The sequence below is a fragment of the Candidatus Accumulibacter contiguus genome (assembly GCF_012940005.1).
Taxonomy (GTDB): domain Bacteria; phylum Pseudomonadota; class Gammaproteobacteria; order Burkholderiales; family Rhodocyclaceae; genus Accumulibacter; species Accumulibacter contiguus.
Genome location: NZ_SPMX01000100.1, coordinates 1 through 15142 on the forward strand (window position 1 = coordinate 1; position 15142 = coordinate 15142).

Genomic DNA, 15142 nt, shown 5'->3' on the forward strand with positions numbered 1-15142 from the left:
CTGCAGGATCGAGGCGCTCATCTGCTCCATGCTCGAGGTCGTCTCTTCGACCGAAGCGGCCTGCTCGGACGACGACTGCGACAGTGACTGCGCGGTCGCCGAAATCTGGCCGGAGGCGTTCGAGAGATTGTCGGCCGCGGTACTTACCTCGCCGATGGTCTCGACGAGCTTGGCGACGGTCTGGTTGATGGCATTCTTCAACTCGTCGAAATCGCCCCGGTAGCTGCTGGTGATGGTCTGCGTCAGGTCGCCGCGGGCCATCGCGCCCATGATCCGGCGCACCTCGTTGATCGGCCCGACGACGTTGTCGAGCGTTTCGTTGACACCGGCGACGACCTTGCGGAAATCGCCCTGGTGGCGGTTGGCGTCGGCGCGCGTCTCGAGCTTGCCCTCGACCGCTGCCGCCGACAGCATGGCGGCGTCGGCGACCAGCGCATTGACCGCGTCGATGCAGGCATTGAGATTGTTCTTGATGATGTTGTAGTCGCCGCTGTAGGGATCGGTGATTTTCGGCGGGATGTCGCCCCTGGAGATCCGGTCGACGTAGTGGGCGGTCACGTTGAGCGGGTTGACGATATTGGTGATCGTGTCATTGACGCCCTTGACGAGCTGGTTCCAGCCACCGACGAAGAGGTCGGCATTGGCGCGCTTCTTCAGATCGCCGTCGGCCGCCGCCTGGATGATGATGCCGGTCTGGGCGAGCAGGTCGTTCATCATTTTGACCAGGTTGTTGAGGTTGTTCTTGATGATATTGTACTGGCCCTTGTACTCGGTGGTGATCACCGGCGGGATGATTCCCTTGGCGACCTGGTCGACGTAGTCGGCGGTGACGTTCATCGGATCGACGATGTTGGTGATCGCTTCATTGACGCCCTTGACGAGCTGGTTCCAGCCACCAACGAAGAGGTCGGCGTTGGCGCGCTTGTCGAGTTGCCCGTCGGCAGCACCCCTGATGATGATGTCGGTCTGGGCGAGCAGCTCGCTCATCATCCTGACCATGTTGTTGAGGTTGGTCTTGATGACATTGAAGTCGCCGTTGTAGTTGTCGGTGATGACCGGCGGGATGACGCCCTTCGAGATGTCGTCCACGTAGCGGGCGGTGACGTTGAGCGGACCAATGACCGCGTCGAGCGTATCGTTGACGCCCTTGACCACTTTCTGGAAATCTCCCTGGTGCTTCGAGGCATCGGCGCGCGTGGCGAGCTTGCCCTCGACGGCGGCCTTGCTCAGCAGTTCGGCGTCGGTGATCATGCGCTGCACTGCGGCCTGCATTGCCTGTACCCCGCTCGCGAGCTGGCCGACTTCGTCCTTGCTGTCGATGTCGAGCTTGAAGTTGAAGTCGCCCTCGGCCATCCTGCCGGTGGCGGCGACCAGCTTGCCGGTCGGGCCGGTGATCGAGCGGGTGATCAGGAAGGCGAGGAGTGCGATGATCAGCAGCGCGGCGATCGCCAGGCCGATGATCAGCGTGCGCGTCGAATTGGCCAGCACCTCGGCGTCGGCGCCGACCTTCTCGGCGAGTTCGTTCTGATAGTCGACGAAGGCATTGACATTCTTGACGTAGGCGTTGAAGGCCGGGCGGTAGCTGCCGTCGAAGCTCTTCAGCGCTTCATCCCATTGTCTGGCCTTGATCTGCCCCTCGAGCTTCGTCGATTCGGCGACGAAGGTTTTGCGCGCCTCCTTGCTGGCTTCGAGGGCCGCCTTGCCCTTGTCGCCGTAGCTGAACTTGTCGAGCGCATCGAAAGTCTTGGTGACTCCGCTGCGTGCCTCGACGACCCGGTCCATTTCCCTGCTCGTCGCTTCGTCGTTCCTGGCGATCAGCATGTTGCGGTGATAGCGGCCGACGTTATTGATGTTATCGATCAGATCGTTGGCGAGCTTGGTCTTGACGTTCTTGTCCTTGACCAGGTCGGTGATGTCGTTCTGCAGTTCGCCGACGCGGGTGGCACCGACGACGGCGACCAGGATCAGCATGAACAGGGCGATGGCGAAGCCGACGCTGAGGCGGACGCCGATCTTGAGATTGGAAAGCATGGAGTGAGCTCCTTGAGTGATGCAGCGAATGACGTTCGAGTTGCGGTGAGGGGGCGAACGAGGCGGGCGACCTCAGGGTGGCCCGTGCTGGTTCCAGCAGGGTTCGCAGGGCCGCTTAGTGGGTCGATGCGCTTTCATGCGCGCCTCCCGTGCGAGCGGCTGCGGTGCCGTGCGTCAGGCGCTCGCTTTCGATGTTGACGGCGCGATTGACCAGCGCCGGCACGTCGAGAATCAGCGCCACGTCGCCGCTGCCGAGAATCGTCGAGCCGCCGATGCCGCGGATGTTCTTGAACAGCACGCCGAGCGGCTTGATCACCGTCTGGAATTCGCCGAGCAGCGCATCGACGACGAGCCCCGCCTTCTGACCGCCATACTGGACGATGACCACGTTCTGACGGCTGGGGATGCCGCCGCCGATGGCGAACAGCTCGCGCAGGCGGACGAAAGGCAGCACCTCGCCGCGCAGGTTGAGATAGTTGCGCTTGCCGGGAAGGTCGGCAAGTTCGATGCATTCGACGACCGAGTCGAGCGGCACCACGTAGGACGCCTTGCCGACGCCGGTCAGGAAGCCGTCGATGATCGCCAGCGTCAGCGGCAGGCGGATGGTGAAGGTCGATCCCGCGCCTTCGACGGTGGCCACGTCGACGCTACCCCGTAGGCCCTGGATGTTGCGCCGGACGACATCCATGCCGACGCCGCGGCCGGAGAGGTTGGTGACCTGCTCGGCGGTCGAGAAACCGGCTTCGAAGATCAGGTTGCTGATTTCCTGGTCGGAGAGCGTCGCGGCGGCGTCGATCAGCCCCTTGTCGATTGCTTTCTGGCGGATCTTGTCTTTCGGCAGGCCACCGCCATCGTCGATGACCTCGATGACGATGTTGCCCGAGTCGTGATAGGCGTTGAGCTGGACCGTGCCGTTCACGGGTTTGCCGCGCGCGGCGCGCAGGTCGGCGGCTTCGATGCCGTGGTCGATGGCGTTCCGGACCAGGTGCATCAAGGGGTCGCCGAGTTTTTCTACCACCGATTTGTCGAGTTCGGTCTCGTCACCGGTGATCACCAGGTCGATGGCCTTGCCCAGCTCGCGCGAGCTGTCGCGCACGACACGGTTGAAGCGGTTGAAAGTCTCGCCGATCTGCACCATGCGCAGTTGCAGCGCCGAGTCGCGGATGTCCTCGACGAGGCGCAGCAGCACCGAGGTCGATTCCATCAGCTCGGATTGACCGCTGCGCTGCGCGAGCAGGTTGGCGCTGGCGCCGGCGATGACCATCTCGCCGACCAGATCGATGAGCTGGTCGAGCTTGTCGGCGTGCACCCGGATCATGCGTGCTTCGAGCGATCTTTTCTCGCTGACCACCGCCTGGCGGGTGGCGGCGGCCTCGACGAGTTCCGGGTGCACCACCTTCTGCTCGACGAGGATGGCACCGATCGGCGTCTGCTGCGGCGCTTCGCCATCCGCCTCTGCAGTCGCCGTACGGCTCTGTGTGGCGAGACCCTCGTCGAGTTCGGCCTGCGTCAGAGCGCCGGAACGGACGAGGATTTCGCCCAGGCGCATCGGGTCCTCGGGGGACTCGTTGATCAGCTTGAGGTATTCGTCGATTTTCGAGTGCGGCGGCAGGATATTGAGCGTGCACTCGTCGCGGACGAAGTCGAAGACCTGTTCGATCTGGGCTTTGCTGGCGCGCGTCTGGAAGCCGATCTCGAAGCCGAGGTAGCAGCATTCGGGGTCCATTTCGCCGGCTGCGGGCATGGCATCGGCAAGCGTGCTGAGGGTGGTGATCTCGCCGATCGAGGCCAGGAAGTTCAGCAGCGATAGCGGGTCCATGCCGTTCTTCAGTACGCCGGGGCCGAAGCGCACCGAGATGTGCCAGGCGTCGGTGTTGACCTCGCCGCCGCCGGTCGCTGCGAGTTCGCTGCCGTGCTTGACCGGCAGATCGCCACCCTGCGGCCTGCACGAGCTGGCTGCGCCAGCGCCGAGGAACTGCTCGGTCAGCGTCGCCAGCAGCGCATCGCCGCGCGCCTGGATCTCGGCCTCGGGCTGCGGCAGACCGGCGGCGAGAACATCGAGCAGAGCCCCGAGGTGGTCGCAGCATTCGAGCATCACCGTAGACAGTTCGCCGCTGACCGGGATCTCGCCGTTGCGCAGCTTATCGAGGACGTTTTCGACCTTGTGCGTGAAGGCTTCGATGAAGTGGCATTCGACGACGCCGGAGCCGCCCTTGATGGTGTGCGCGGCGCGAAAGATGGCGCCGAGGTTGTCGGCGTCGTCGGGGTTCTGCTCGAGCTTGAGCAGGCCGTCTTCCATCGCGGTGAGCTGGTCGCGGCTTTCATTGACGAAGGTACTGGTCAGTTCATCCATCGTGCTTCCTCTATCAGGGGTTTTCAGGCTTGCGCGCAGAGGAGCATCGGGTCGCCGAAGACGCCGGCCAGGTTGCAGAAGTCGAGGACCCGCTGCACGGTCGGGCTGTGGCCGACGATCGTCAGATGCTTGCCCTGCTGCTGCACTTCGCGCTTGAGCAGCATCAGCAATTGCAGGCCGGCCGTGTCCATTTCGGCGACTCCCGAGAGGTCGAGTTCGAGCTTCCCGGTCGTTGCCAGCGCGGCCAGCAACTGCTCCTTCTGCGCCCGCGCCTGGTAGATCGTCATGTTCTCGTGAATGGCGAGAGGGCTGGTCATGTCGAGACTTCTCCTGTATGGTCCAGATCAGAATCTGGCAGGGCGAAGACTAGCGAGGTGCGCAGCAAGGCGCTATCCGGAAATCCACTCGGGACTCGGTAGAACTACGGAGGTTGAATGGGAAGGAGGAGGGCGCTTTCCCTTGAAGCTTGAACCTGCTACTTGAAGCCGGCGACCATTCCGACCAGTTCGATGACGCTGCCGGCGCCGGATTTGGCCATGATGTGCGCACGGTGGGTCTCGACCGTACGCTCGCTGATACCGAGGTCGGCGGCAATGACCTTGTTGCGCTTGCCGACGACGATCGCGGCCAGGATTTCCTGCTCGCGCGGGGTCAAGGACTTTCGCCAGTCGTCACACGCTGCCGGTGCCGGTGCCGGTGCAGCTCGCCTGTCGTCGGACAGGCGCAAGGCGGCATTGACCCGCTCGATCAGGTGCTGGACGTTGAAGGGTTTTTCGAGAAAGTCGAAAGCGCCAAGGCGCATGGCCCGCACTGCGGTCGGCACGTCGGCATAGCCGGAGAGAAAGATCACCGGGACCTCGGGATTGCGCTGCCGCAACCAGTCATGGACTTCCGGTCCGGTGATGCGCGGCATGCGGATGTCGAGCAGCACGCAGTCGGTATGGCCGGGTCGCCAGCGGCGCATGAAGTCCTCGCCGGACGAGTATTCCTCGGCGGCGAGCCCGACGCTGGCCAGTACTTCCAGCAGGAAACGGCGAACCTGCGCATCGTCATCGACGATGCAGATGCACCGGTGCGCGGGATTTGCATCCATCGGCGTGATCTATGGATTTCAGGGTGCAAGGGTGGTCAGGGATGCGGAGTGCGCTATTCTACCGATGATTGGCAATCCTGCAGAGAATGACAGAATGACGAGAAAATGGCTTCATCGATGAATCAGACCCGCCGAACACCGCGAGTCGACCCAGCGGTCTGTCGTGCCTGCCGGCAGGGCACCGCCTGATGCGAGCATATCGGCCGCGGCGATACCGCTTTGAGTGGCTGTTGCTGACCATCGCCCTGCTGCTGCTCGGTGGCTCGAACGCCTGGTCGCTGCTGCAGCAGTATCGGGATGTCGAGCAGGAAGAAGAAAATCGCCTGCAGGCCGCGGCACAGCGGCTCGCTGACCTGATGGTACGGCGTCTGCTTCCGGAGGATTTCCGTGCCTTGATGGCGTCGGTGCGTTACGCGCCAGATGTACGGGTGTCGGTGCAGACGGGCGGCGAGCGCTTCGAGTGGGTACCGGCCGGGTCCGATGGCGAGAAATGGGAGGTCGCGGGCGCGACGGCGTTCCTTCCGGGTCACATCGAGGGCGGGCAGACGGCCTCGTTGCTGAGCGGTGTATACGGTGTGTACGATGCGAACGGGGAAGAACTGCTGGCGGCGGTACGCGCGCTGCCGGCTGCCAGCATCGATGCGACCCTGCTGGTCGGCGTCGCCCGGCCGCGCGCCATGATCCATGTCAACTGGCGCCGCATGGCGACCTGGCATCTCGGGCTGTTTCTGGCCACGCTGCTGTCGTCGGTGTTTGCCCTGTCTGCGCTGCAGCACCGGCAACGGCGTCTCGATGCCCTGCGCGCAGAGCGCCATGCCGAGCAGCGGGCGGCTAGCGAGCGTCTGCGGCTGGCGACCGACGCGGCCGGTCTGGGGGTGTGGGAATATGATCTGGTCGGCGGGCGTCTGCGCTGGGATGCATCGACCTACGCGCTGTACGGCATCGACCCGGCCGTCGCTGCCGTAACCACCTACGAGGACTGGTCCCAGCACGTCTTGCCCGAGGATCTGCCGGCCGCGGAAGCGGCATTGCAAGCGTCGATTCGTGAGCGCCATCAGTTCCGGGTGGATTTCCGGATTCGCCGAGGTGATGGGCAGATCCGCATGCTCAGTGCGCTGGCGCAGCCGCTTTTCACCGTCGATGGTTCGCCACTGTCGGTGATCGGCATCAACCAGGATGTGACCGATCGCATCGAGGCCGAGCGCCTGCAGGACGAACTCAGGAACCGCCTCGCCAGGGCGGCACGCATGGAGATTCTGGGAGCGATGGCTGCCGGCGTTGCGCATGACTTCAACAATATCCTGGTCGCCATCCTCGGGTTTTCCGGGCTGGGCAGGACGGTGGTACGCGCTGCCGGGGGTTCGGAGCGCATGGCCTCGTATTTCGAGGAGATCGAAACCGCCGGCGAACGCGCCAGGGCGCTGGTGCAGCAGTTGCTGGTCTTCTCGCGCGGCGGCACGCTCCATGTTTCGGTGGTAGCCGTTGCCGACGAGGCACGCGCGCTGGCCACTCTGCTCGCTTCGTCCTTCCCGGCTGGCGTGACCTTGTCGATGCGTATCGACGAGGCTCTGCCGGATCTCGACATCGATCCTGCACATCTGCATCGCATCCTGGTCAATCTCTGCCAGAACGCCCGCAATGCAATCGATGGGCCGGGCGAGGTACGCATTTCGGCGCAGCGCGTAGGCATCGATCCGGTCGGGATCTGTGCTTCGTGCCATGCCGAGTTTGCCGGCGAGTTTGTGCGCATTGCGGTCAGCGACGAAGGCTGCGGTATCCCGCAGGACATTCACGATCGCATTTTCGAGCCTTTCTTCACCACCCGCGAGCCGGGCATGGGCTCGGGAATGGGGCTGGCCGTCGTGCACGGTCTGGTGCACCTCTATCAAGGGCATGTGCAGATGCAGAGCGTACCGGGTCAGGGAAGCACCCTGGCGATCCTGTTGCCGCGCAGCATGTGGCACGCCGCGGCGGCGGGCAAAGAATCGCCCGCCAGCACCGCCGGCTGAAGTCCCTCATTCGCCGGGCGGCGGTCGCAGCCAGCGCGTGACGACTTCGAGCAGCGCCGCCATCCGGAAAGGTTTGGCGATGAAGTCGTTCATTCCGGCGGCCCGGCAGCGATCCTGGACTTCTTTGACGACGTTGCCGGTGAGGGCCAGGATCGGCACCTGCGCGTGCTTCGGCTGTTGGCGAATCCGGCGCGTCGCCTCGAATCCGTCCATGATCGGCATCTGCAGATCCATCAGGATCAGATCGTAAGCCCCCCTGCCGGCAAGCTCGACCGCTGTCTCGCCATTGGCCGCGCAGTCGGCAAGCAGACCCATGTTTTCCAGGATCGCGACAATCACCTCGCGGTTGATCGGCTCGTCGTCGACGATCAGGATACGTCCTTCCAGGGGAGCCTGCTGCGCCGCCGTGTCCACGCCCGCGCTCGCCATCGCGGTGCTGCCGCCGGCCCTCTCGGGCGCCCTCTGCAGGCAGGCCGTGAACCAGAAGGTGCTGCCGGCCCCCTCGGTACTGTCAACCCCGACGCTGCCCCCCATCCTCTCGGCGATCTGTTTGACGATGGCGAGGCCGAGACCGGTCCCGCCATGCTCTCGGGTCATCGAATCATCGGCTTGCTCGAAGTGCCGGAAGAGCCGCCCGAGCGAGCTGGCGGCAATGCCGATGCCGGTATCGCGGACCTCGAAGCGCAGCATCAGGTGGTCCTTGCTTTCTTCCTGGTGGCGGACGCTGATCCGGATGCTGCCCTGTGGGGTGAACCGGATCGCGTTGCTGACGTAATTGAGCAGGGCCTGCCGGAGGCGTGTCGGGTCGCCGAGCAGTCGGCCGGGCAGGCTCTCGCAATCGCTCGTTAGCGTGAGGCCCTTTTGCCGGGCGCGATCCGTGCTCATTTCGACGACGCTGCTGACAATACCGGCCACATCGCAAGGGATTTCTTCGAGAACCAGCTTGCCGGCCTCGATCTTCGAGAAGTCGAGCACGTCGTTGATGATGTTCAGCAGGTGTTGTGCGGCGCTGTGCAACTTGTCCAGCCGCTCCGCCTGTCGGGTGCTGAGACTGTCCAAGTTTCATCAAGTCGGCGAGGCCGAGAATGGCGGTCATCGGGGTTCGGAGCTCGTGACTCATGTTGGCCAGGAATGCGCTCTTTGCCCGGCTGGCGGACCGGGCCATCTGCGTCGCGACGGCCAGTTGCCGGGTACGTTCAGCGACGCGCGCCTCGAGGCTCTCGTTCATTTGACGCAGCCGGGCTTCTGCCTCCTTGCTCTCGGTGATCTCGAGGTGGGTGCCGAACATCTGCAGTGGCCGGCCGTCGGCACTCCAGTCCATGACCTTGCCGCGATCGCGGACCCATACCCAGTGGCCGTCCCGGTGGCGCATCCGGCACTCGCAGTCGTAGGCGGGCAATTCGCCGGCAAAGTGCCGGTGCAGCAGGGCGTTGGATTTTTCGAGGTCGTCCGGATGCGCGAAGCGGGACCAGGTGGCGATGCTCAGCGGCGAAATCTCCGCCAGCGTGTAGCCGATGATCCCGGCCCAGCGTTCGTTGAAGAGCACTGCGCCGGTTTCGACGTTCCATTCCCAGGTGCCGACGTCGGTGCCCGCGATGATGTTGGCCAGGCGCTGGCGCTCGGTGCGTAAGGAGTCGGCCAGGTTCCGGTTGCTGCTGATGTCTTCGTGCGCCACGACGACGCCGCCCCCGGATCGCAAGGGATCGACGCGCATCCGGAACCAGCGCTTCTGGTTCACTGTGTGGCAAGGGTATTCCAGCTCAAAGTGCTCGCTGCGCCCGGCCAGCACCGCGGCAATGCCGGCCCAGGCGGCCAGGGCTTCGGCGGCCCAGGGATCGGCGGCGGCGAGACAGATCGCACGGTAATCGGCGCCGATCGGGTCAGCGAGCGGCGTCTCGCCGCCGTTTTCCGCCGCGAATCGCGACCATGCCTGGTTGACCGCAAGGATTTTTCCGTCGCTGTCGAGGACCGCGACGTGCGCGCTCAACGAATCGAGGATGGCGGCATTGAATGCTTCACTCGCGCGCAGCGCCGCCTCGGTCCGGCATCGCTCGGTGGTGTCGCGCAGCGATGCCGTGAATAGCTTTTGCCCATGCACTTCGACCTGCGAAATCGACGCTTCGAGCGGGAATTCCTGGCCATTGTCACGGACGCCAAGAACTTGATAAGTGCTGCCCATCGGCCGCGAGGTGAGCGGACTCGCGGCGAACTTCCCGACATGCATGCGATGCGCCGTCTGGAAACGGTTTGGAATGAAACGGTCGAGCAGGCTCCCGATGGCCTCGGCAACCGGACACGCAAACATTTTTTCGGCAGCGGCATTGAACAGGATGATCCGGTAAGATGCGTCGATGGTCACGATCGCATCGAGGGCCGCGTCGACGATCCTGGCCAGTCTTTCTTCCCTGTCAATCATGGTGTGCTCCCGTGCCAGTTCCGTTGTCAAGCGAGGTTCCCGATCGGCAAAGCATTGAATCTCCCCTCTCCACTCGCGGGGGAGGGGCATATCGGTACCCACTAACGTGAAAGCTCAGGGGCGCGCAGCGGCTTGCCGGCGCAGCGTCCTTCATTTCAAGGCTGCACGGACCTGAGCAAGTGCGTCGGCAATGGGTATGCCCTGTGCTGCCCCACTCTCGATGTCAGCAATCCGGCGCTCTGTTTCAACGGCCCAAGTTTCCTCAACGTCGGCATCCTCGTCGAGACTTGCGAGCAAGATCTGTGCGAAAGCAGCGCGCTCGCCGGCCGTTAGCTTCAGTGCCTCAGCTTCGAGCACGGCTTCAAACTGCATTTGGTGTTCTTCCTGAGTCAACCGGATAGGCATATCGAGTTGATTTCCCATGGCTAATGCCTTCGTAGAGATGGTCAGGATTGTACTGCGAGTCCGGCGCCAAGTGATGAAGCCCAATACTTTCATTCGCGCCCCACTTGACCTTGGTGTCGATGCCACTACACTCGCCGATATATTTTGGCTTGTCGTCAGTGAGGGTGGAGCATGTGGTTTGACTCTGGGGCAACAAGCGTTTTCTCGCAGAATCCCCGCGCAGTGTCCTGCGTGCTCCCGACGCTTCGATCCGACGGCGCAGCGCCTGGCCGTCGGCTGCAGCGATGAACCCGCCGCGTCGCCGTGCCCTGGTCGCCGCACTCGCCGGCGGCGGCGTGCTTGCCTTGTCGGGCGTCGTTGCGCAGCCCTGGCGAGCCTGGTTCAATCGCTGCCAGGCGCGGCTGCCAGCAGCCGTTGCGACCGGCGAGTGGGTGCAGAGGGCGTGGGACGGAGTCGATCCGGCGCAGTTTCTGGATGCCCATGTGCACCTGGTCGGTATCGGCGATTCGGGCAGCGGCAGCGAGGTGAATCCGCAGATGGACAGCCTGCTGCACCCGCTGCAGTATGCGCAGCGCCTGTTCTACCTGAACGCCGGCTGCGTCCATGATGCACCGGGGCGAGTGGACGAGAGCTATGTCGACCGCCTGGAGAATCTCGTCGAAGGATTGCGGCCGGGGGCGAAGCTGCTGCTCTTTGCTTTCGACCGCTTCCACGACCTCGATGGTCGAGCCGACCCGCAGCGCAGTTCCTTCTACACCCCGAACGCCTACGCGCAGGCCGTGGCCGCGCGCCATCCAGAGCATTTTCAGTGGGCGGCGTCGATTCATCCATATCGCGGCGACTGCGTCGAGGCGCTGGCCAGCGCCGTCGAAGGAGGGGCGCGGGCGGTGAAATGGTTGCCGCCGGCAATGGGCATCGATCCGTCCTCGAAGCGTTGCGATCGCTTCTATGCCGCACTGGCGAAACACGGCCTGCCGTTGATCAGCCATGCGGGCGAGGAAAAAGCCGCTCCCGGTGGTGATCAACCCGACTTTGGCAACCCGCTCCTGCTGCGGCGGGCGATGGACCATGGCGTGCGGGTGGTGGTGGCGCATTGCGCATCGCTCGGCAGCGCCCTCGATGTAGACCGGGGTGCGAACGCCGCGCCGCTTCCCTGTTTTGCACTGTTCGCTCGCCTGATGGGCGAAGCGCGTTATGAAAAGTTGCTGTTTGCCGATATTTCGGCGCTGACGCTGAGGAACCGCAGCGAGGAAGTTCTGCGCATGCTGCTCGAGCGCAGCGAATGGCATGCGCGTTTGCTGAATGGTTCCGACTATCCCTTGCCGGGCATCGTGCCGCTGATCCTGCCTGCGGAGTTCGCCGCGCGTGGCATGCTGCCGCATTCGGCGGTCGCGGAGCTGGAAGTGATCCGGCACCACAATCCCTTGCTCTTCGATTTCGTCCTCAAGCGGCATCTGACTTCGCGGGGGCAGGGCTTTGCCCCCGCGATCTTCGAGACCAGTACCTTCTTTGCCAGGGTGCGGGGTGACTGAGGGGCTGGGCGACGGTTTTTCAGGCCGGTAATGGCGCCGGCATGAAGGGGACCCGGCCGGTGGCGAGGTAGGCTTCACAGCGTTCGATGTATTCGCTGGTGCTCCTGGGCATTGGCGTACGGGCACGGGCGATGTAGAACACCAGGTCGCGGCCGTTGCGGAGCAACTGGAGACCATCGGAAACCCGGTACAGCATCCTGCCGGTTCGCTCTCCGAGCGGTTTGGGGGCATGTCTCGGCGTGAAGTTGGCCAGCCGCTCGCCAGCGGTGACCAGTTGCGACCAGACATCGAAAATGTCGCGGTCGGTGCGCAAGGTCTCCGTCTTGATTCTGGCCGCGTGGGCAAAATCCCGCACCGGTGCTTCGATGGCCGTAAAAGCGGGAATGCGACTGAAGGTGGCGACCATGGCTTCGGCGATCCGGTCGATGTCGCGCATGCTCTGGCCAATCTTGATGTAGCGGTTTTCGTAGAATTCCTCGATCGGCACCGAGAAGGCGCGGAAGGGCTCGCCCCAGAGTTCGTCGATGCCTTCCTCGCCGCTGCGGTGGAGGACGACATGCCCGAGGTCCATCGCGTCGAGCAGACATTGGCCGCATTCGCGCATCAGCGCGTCGTCGCTGTGGATCTCGATGCCGTCGGCCTGCAACTCGACCAGCTTCCGGAAAATGTCGGTGGCGCGGTTGAACAGGGCGCCGGCGAGCATCGCGGCCTTGACCCGATGCCGGCCGGGGTCGGCCTCCGTCTGATAACTCCGCCGGGCTTCGCCAAGCCGGCACCCCGGAATATTGAGTCCGTGCTCGGTGTGGTTGAACAGGCGTCGGGTCAGCGCTTCGATCAGTTGCTTCTTGGCCTGCAAGGAATCGGCCGGAACCGGATAGGTCTTGATCCAGTAGCCGTCGTAGAGCACTCGCTCCACATCGTTGATGATTCTGCGCGTTCCCTCGGGAGGGGAGGATTCGTCATCGGAGGCTAGTTCGAGTCGGTGGACATTGCTCATCGCTATCATCTGTGCTGAAAAACCGCTTAGCACGAGCAATAATCGTGCCCATTACGATCGCTTCTGCAAGCCTCTGATTTCAATCGGCCCGGATCGTGCCGACGTTCGGCCTGGCGATGCGTGTGCTCCAGCACGGTGCAAAGGACCGCTTGCTGGAGCACTCTTCCGGTGCGCTGCGCAAGAGCGTCAGGCGTATTCCGGCTGAAACGCCTGCTCCGGATTCGCCAGGGGAGCATCACCGCTCCAATACGGGGAGAGTTTCCGCAACTGCGCAATGATCGGCGGTACGGTGTCGATGACACGTTCGACTTCCTCTTCCGTGTTGTAGCGGGAGAGCGAGAAGCGGATCGTACCGTGCGCAGCGGTGTAGGGGATGCCCATCGCCCGCATCACGTGCGAGGGTTCGAGCGAACCCGAGGTGCAGGCCGAACCGGACGAGGCGGCAATGCCCTGTTGGTTCAGGAGCAGCAGGATACCTTCGCCCTCGACGTACTCGAAAGCGATGCTCGCCGTATTCGGCAGCCGGTAGAGCGTATCGCCATTGACAAAGGCATTGCCGACCCGGCAAAGGATGCCCCGTTCGAGGCGGTCACGCAGCCGCTTGACGCGCGTGTTCTCTTCGCTCATGTACTGCTGCGCCAGCTCGCAGGCGACGCCGAGGCCAACAATCGAAGCCGAGTTCTCGGTGCCGGCGCGGCGACCGCGCTCCTGATGACCTCCTCGCAGCAGCGGACGAAAGCGGGTATTACGGCGTACATAGAGCACCCCGATGCCTTTCGGCGCGTGCAGTTTGTGGCCGGATAGCGAAAGCATGTCGATCCTGGTGGTCTTGAGGTCGATGGCCACCTTGCCGACCGCCTGGACTGCGTCGGTATGGAAGAGGATGCCTTTCTCGTGCGCCATTTCGGCCATTTCCTCGACGGGAAAACAGGTCCCCGTTTCGTTGTTGGCCCACATCGCCGAAACGATCGCCACGCGCTCGTTGAGCAATGACTTGTATTCGTCGAGATCGATGCGTCCCTTGCGGTCGACGCGCAAGCGATGCACGACGTAGTTCTCTTTTTTCGAGATAGGTACACAGCGTCAGGATCGCCGGGTGCTCGACCACCGTGGTGATCACCGTGCGCCGCTCGGGATTGGCCCTGAGCGCCGAGAGAATGGCCGTCGAGTCGGACTCGGTGCCGCAGGAGGTGAACACGATTTCGGAGTCATGCGCGGCGCCGAGCAGTGACTGCACCTGGACGCGGGCCTCCTTCAGCGCCTTGCCGACCTGTGAGCCGAAACTGTGGATCGACGAGGCATTGCCAAACTGCTCGGTGAAGAATGGCAGCATGGCTTGCACGACGGCGGGATCGCAGGCCGTGGTAGCGTTGTTGTCCAGGTAGATCGGCTTCATGATGTCTCCATTTGGTTAATGTGAAAGTCGCGTCAGCGACTCACGAATCTCCCCTCCCCCCTCGTGGGGGAGGGGGAGGGGGAGAGGGAAACGGTCAGGCACGGGCCAGCGCGGTGACAGGCAGCACCTGCACCAGTTCGCCGAGGGTTTCGATGAGCTTCTGCTGAACGCCACCGAGTGTTGCGGCTTCCATCGAGCAGCCCTGGCAGGCGCCCGAGAGTTCGACGTAGATTTTCTTGCCATCGACCTCGATCAGGGTCACGTCACCATGGTCGCGCTGCAGCATCGGGCGAATCGCTTCGAGCGTCTCTTCGATCTTGCGGATGCGCTGGTAGTTGGTCAGCCTGGGCCTGGTGGCCGCTTCGGCCGCCGTGGCGGCAGCCTTTCGGGGCTTCGCTTCATTGGCGTACAGGCGACCGTTGACGGCGATCAGGATGTCCTCGATTTTCTCGTGACACGCCGAACAGCCACCGCCGGCCTTGGTGTAGTTGGCCACATCTTCCAGTGTCCTGAGACGGTTGGCGCGGACGGTGTCCTCGATCATCACGGCGTCGATGGCGAAGCACTTGCAGACCAGATCGCCTTCCTCGTGATCGTCCTTCCAGGCTTCGCCGCGATAGTTGGCAACGGCCGCCTGCAGCGCCTCGCGTCCCATCACCGAACAGTGCATCTTCTCCGGCGGCAGTCCGTCGAGATAGTCGGCGATGTCCTGGTTGCTGACCGTCAGGGCTTCGTCGAGCGTCTTGCCCTTGATGATCTCGGTCAGCGCCGACGACGAAGCGATCGCTGAACCGCAGCCGAAGGTCTGAAAATGCGCGTCTTCGATGACCTCACTTTGCGGGTTGATCTTCAACATCAGGCGCAGCGCGTCACCGCACTTGATCGAACCGAAATCGCCGATGGCGTGGCC

General features: G+C 63.5%; 10 protein-coding genes and 2 pseudogenes. 2 read left to right on the forward strand and 10 right to left on the reverse strand.

What is annotated here, in order from left to right; translation table 11 throughout:
* The 4 genes from E4Q08_RS22810 to E4Q08_RS22825 all read right to left on the reverse strand — a co-directional run.
* Nucleotides 1-2031: HAMP domain-containing protein (locus tag E4Q08_RS22810; RefSeq protein WP_169072093.1), on the reverse strand; the 2031-nt coding region annotated here is incomplete at its 3' end.
* A gap of 115 nt (nt 2032-2146) precedes the next feature.
* A complete protein-coding gene (locus E4Q08_RS22815) occupies nt 2147-4384 on the reverse strand; it encodes a chemotaxis protein CheA (RefSeq protein WP_169072094.1) in 2238 nt (745 codons plus the stop codon).
* A gap of 23 nt (nt 4385-4407) precedes the next feature.
* The gene (locus tag E4Q08_RS22820; protein WP_034910149.1) at nt 4408-4701 is read right to left on the reverse strand and encodes an STAS domain-containing protein; all 294 of its coding nucleotides are present in this window, start codon (nt 4699-4701) and stop codon (nt 4408-4410) included.
* Nucleotides 4702-4859: 158 nt separating this feature from the next.
* Nucleotides 4860-5477 (reverse strand): response regulator transcription factor, encoded by a 618-nt coding sequence (locus tag E4Q08_RS22825; protein ID WP_169072095.1) that lies wholly within the window; start codon nt 5475-5477, stop codon nt 4860-4862.
* 230 nt (nt 5478-5707) lie between these two features.
* Between E4Q08_RS22825 and E4Q08_RS22830 the strand changes: the two genes are divergently transcribed.
* Nucleotides 5708-7486, forward strand: coding sequence for a two-component system sensor histidine kinase NtrB (locus E4Q08_RS22830; RefSeq protein WP_169072096.1), 1779 nt, complete (start codon nt 5708-5710; stop codon nt 7484-7486).
* Nucleotides 7487-7492: 6 nt separating this feature from the next.
* On the opposite strand, the gene E4Q08_RS22835 is transcribed toward E4Q08_RS22830, so the two are convergent.
* From E4Q08_RS22835 to E4Q08_RS22850, 3 genes and pseudogenes are all read right to left on the reverse strand, one after another.
* Nucleotides 7493-8545 (reverse strand): ATP-binding protein, encoded by a 1053-nt coding sequence (locus tag E4Q08_RS22835; RefSeq protein WP_372703818.1) that lies wholly within the window; start codon nt 8543-8545, stop codon nt 7493-7495.
* Between the two features lie 10 nt (nt 8546-8555).
* Nucleotides 8556-9992, reverse strand: a pseudogene (locus E4Q08_RS25210) (PAS domain-containing protein); the annotation flags it as partial.
* A gap of 60 nt (nt 9993-10052) precedes the next feature.
* The gene (locus E4Q08_RS22850; protein ID WP_169072098.1) at nt 10053-10325 is read right to left on the reverse strand and encodes an addiction module protein; all 273 of its coding nucleotides are present in this window, start codon (nt 10323-10325) and stop codon (nt 10053-10055) included.
* A gap of 266 nt (nt 10326-10591) precedes the next feature.
* On the opposite strand from E4Q08_RS22850, the gene E4Q08_RS22855 reads away from it, so the two are divergent.
* A complete protein-coding gene (locus E4Q08_RS22855; RefSeq protein ID WP_169072099.1) occupies nt 10592-11839 on the forward strand; it encodes an amidohydrolase family protein in 1248 nt (415 codons plus the stop codon).
* A gap of 19 nt (nt 11840-11858) precedes the next feature.
* On the opposite strand, the gene E4Q08_RS22860 is transcribed toward E4Q08_RS22855, so the two are convergent.
* The 3 genes and pseudogenes from E4Q08_RS22860 to nifU all read right to left on the reverse strand — a co-directional run.
* Entirely contained in the window at nt 11859-12836 is a 978-nt protein-coding gene (locus E4Q08_RS22860) for a hypothetical protein (RefSeq protein ID WP_034918592.1), read from the reverse strand.
* 186 nt (nt 12837-13022) lie between these two features.
* Nucleotides 13023-14232, reverse strand: a pseudogene (nifS, locus tag E4Q08_RS22865) (cysteine desulfurase NifS).
* A gap of 94 nt (nt 14233-14326) precedes the next feature.
* Nucleotides 14327-15142, reverse strand: an 816-nt coding sequence (gene nifU, locus E4Q08_RS22870) for a Fe-S cluster assembly protein NifU (RefSeq protein WP_169072100.1), incomplete at its 5' end; no start/stop codon positions are given.

Excerpts from the sequence above, each read along its gene's own strand:
- E4Q08_RS22850 (WP_169072098.1), bottom strand. The coding sequence starts at position 10,325 with ATGGGAAATCAACTCGATATGCCTATCCGGTTGACTCAGGAAGAACAC.
- E4Q08_RS22855 (WP_169072099.1), top strand. The coding sequence starts at position 10,592 with ATGAACCCGCCGCGTCGCCGTGCCCTGGTCGCCGCACTCGCCGGCGGC.
- E4Q08_RS22815 (WP_169072094.1), bottom strand. The coding sequence starts at position 4,384 with ATGGATGAACTGACCAGTACCTTCGTCAATGAAAGCCGCGACCAGCTC.
- E4Q08_RS22825 (WP_169072095.1), bottom strand. The coding sequence starts at position 5,477 with ATGGATGCAAATCCCGCGCACCGGTGCATCTGCATCGTCGATGACGAT.
- E4Q08_RS22860 (WP_034918592.1), bottom strand. The coding sequence starts at position 12,836 with ATGAGCAATGTCCACCGACTCGAACTAGCCTCCGATGACGAATCCTCC.
- E4Q08_RS22820 (WP_034910149.1), bottom strand. The coding sequence starts at position 4,701 with ATGACCAGCCCTCTCGCCATTCACGAGAACATGACGATCTACCAGGCG.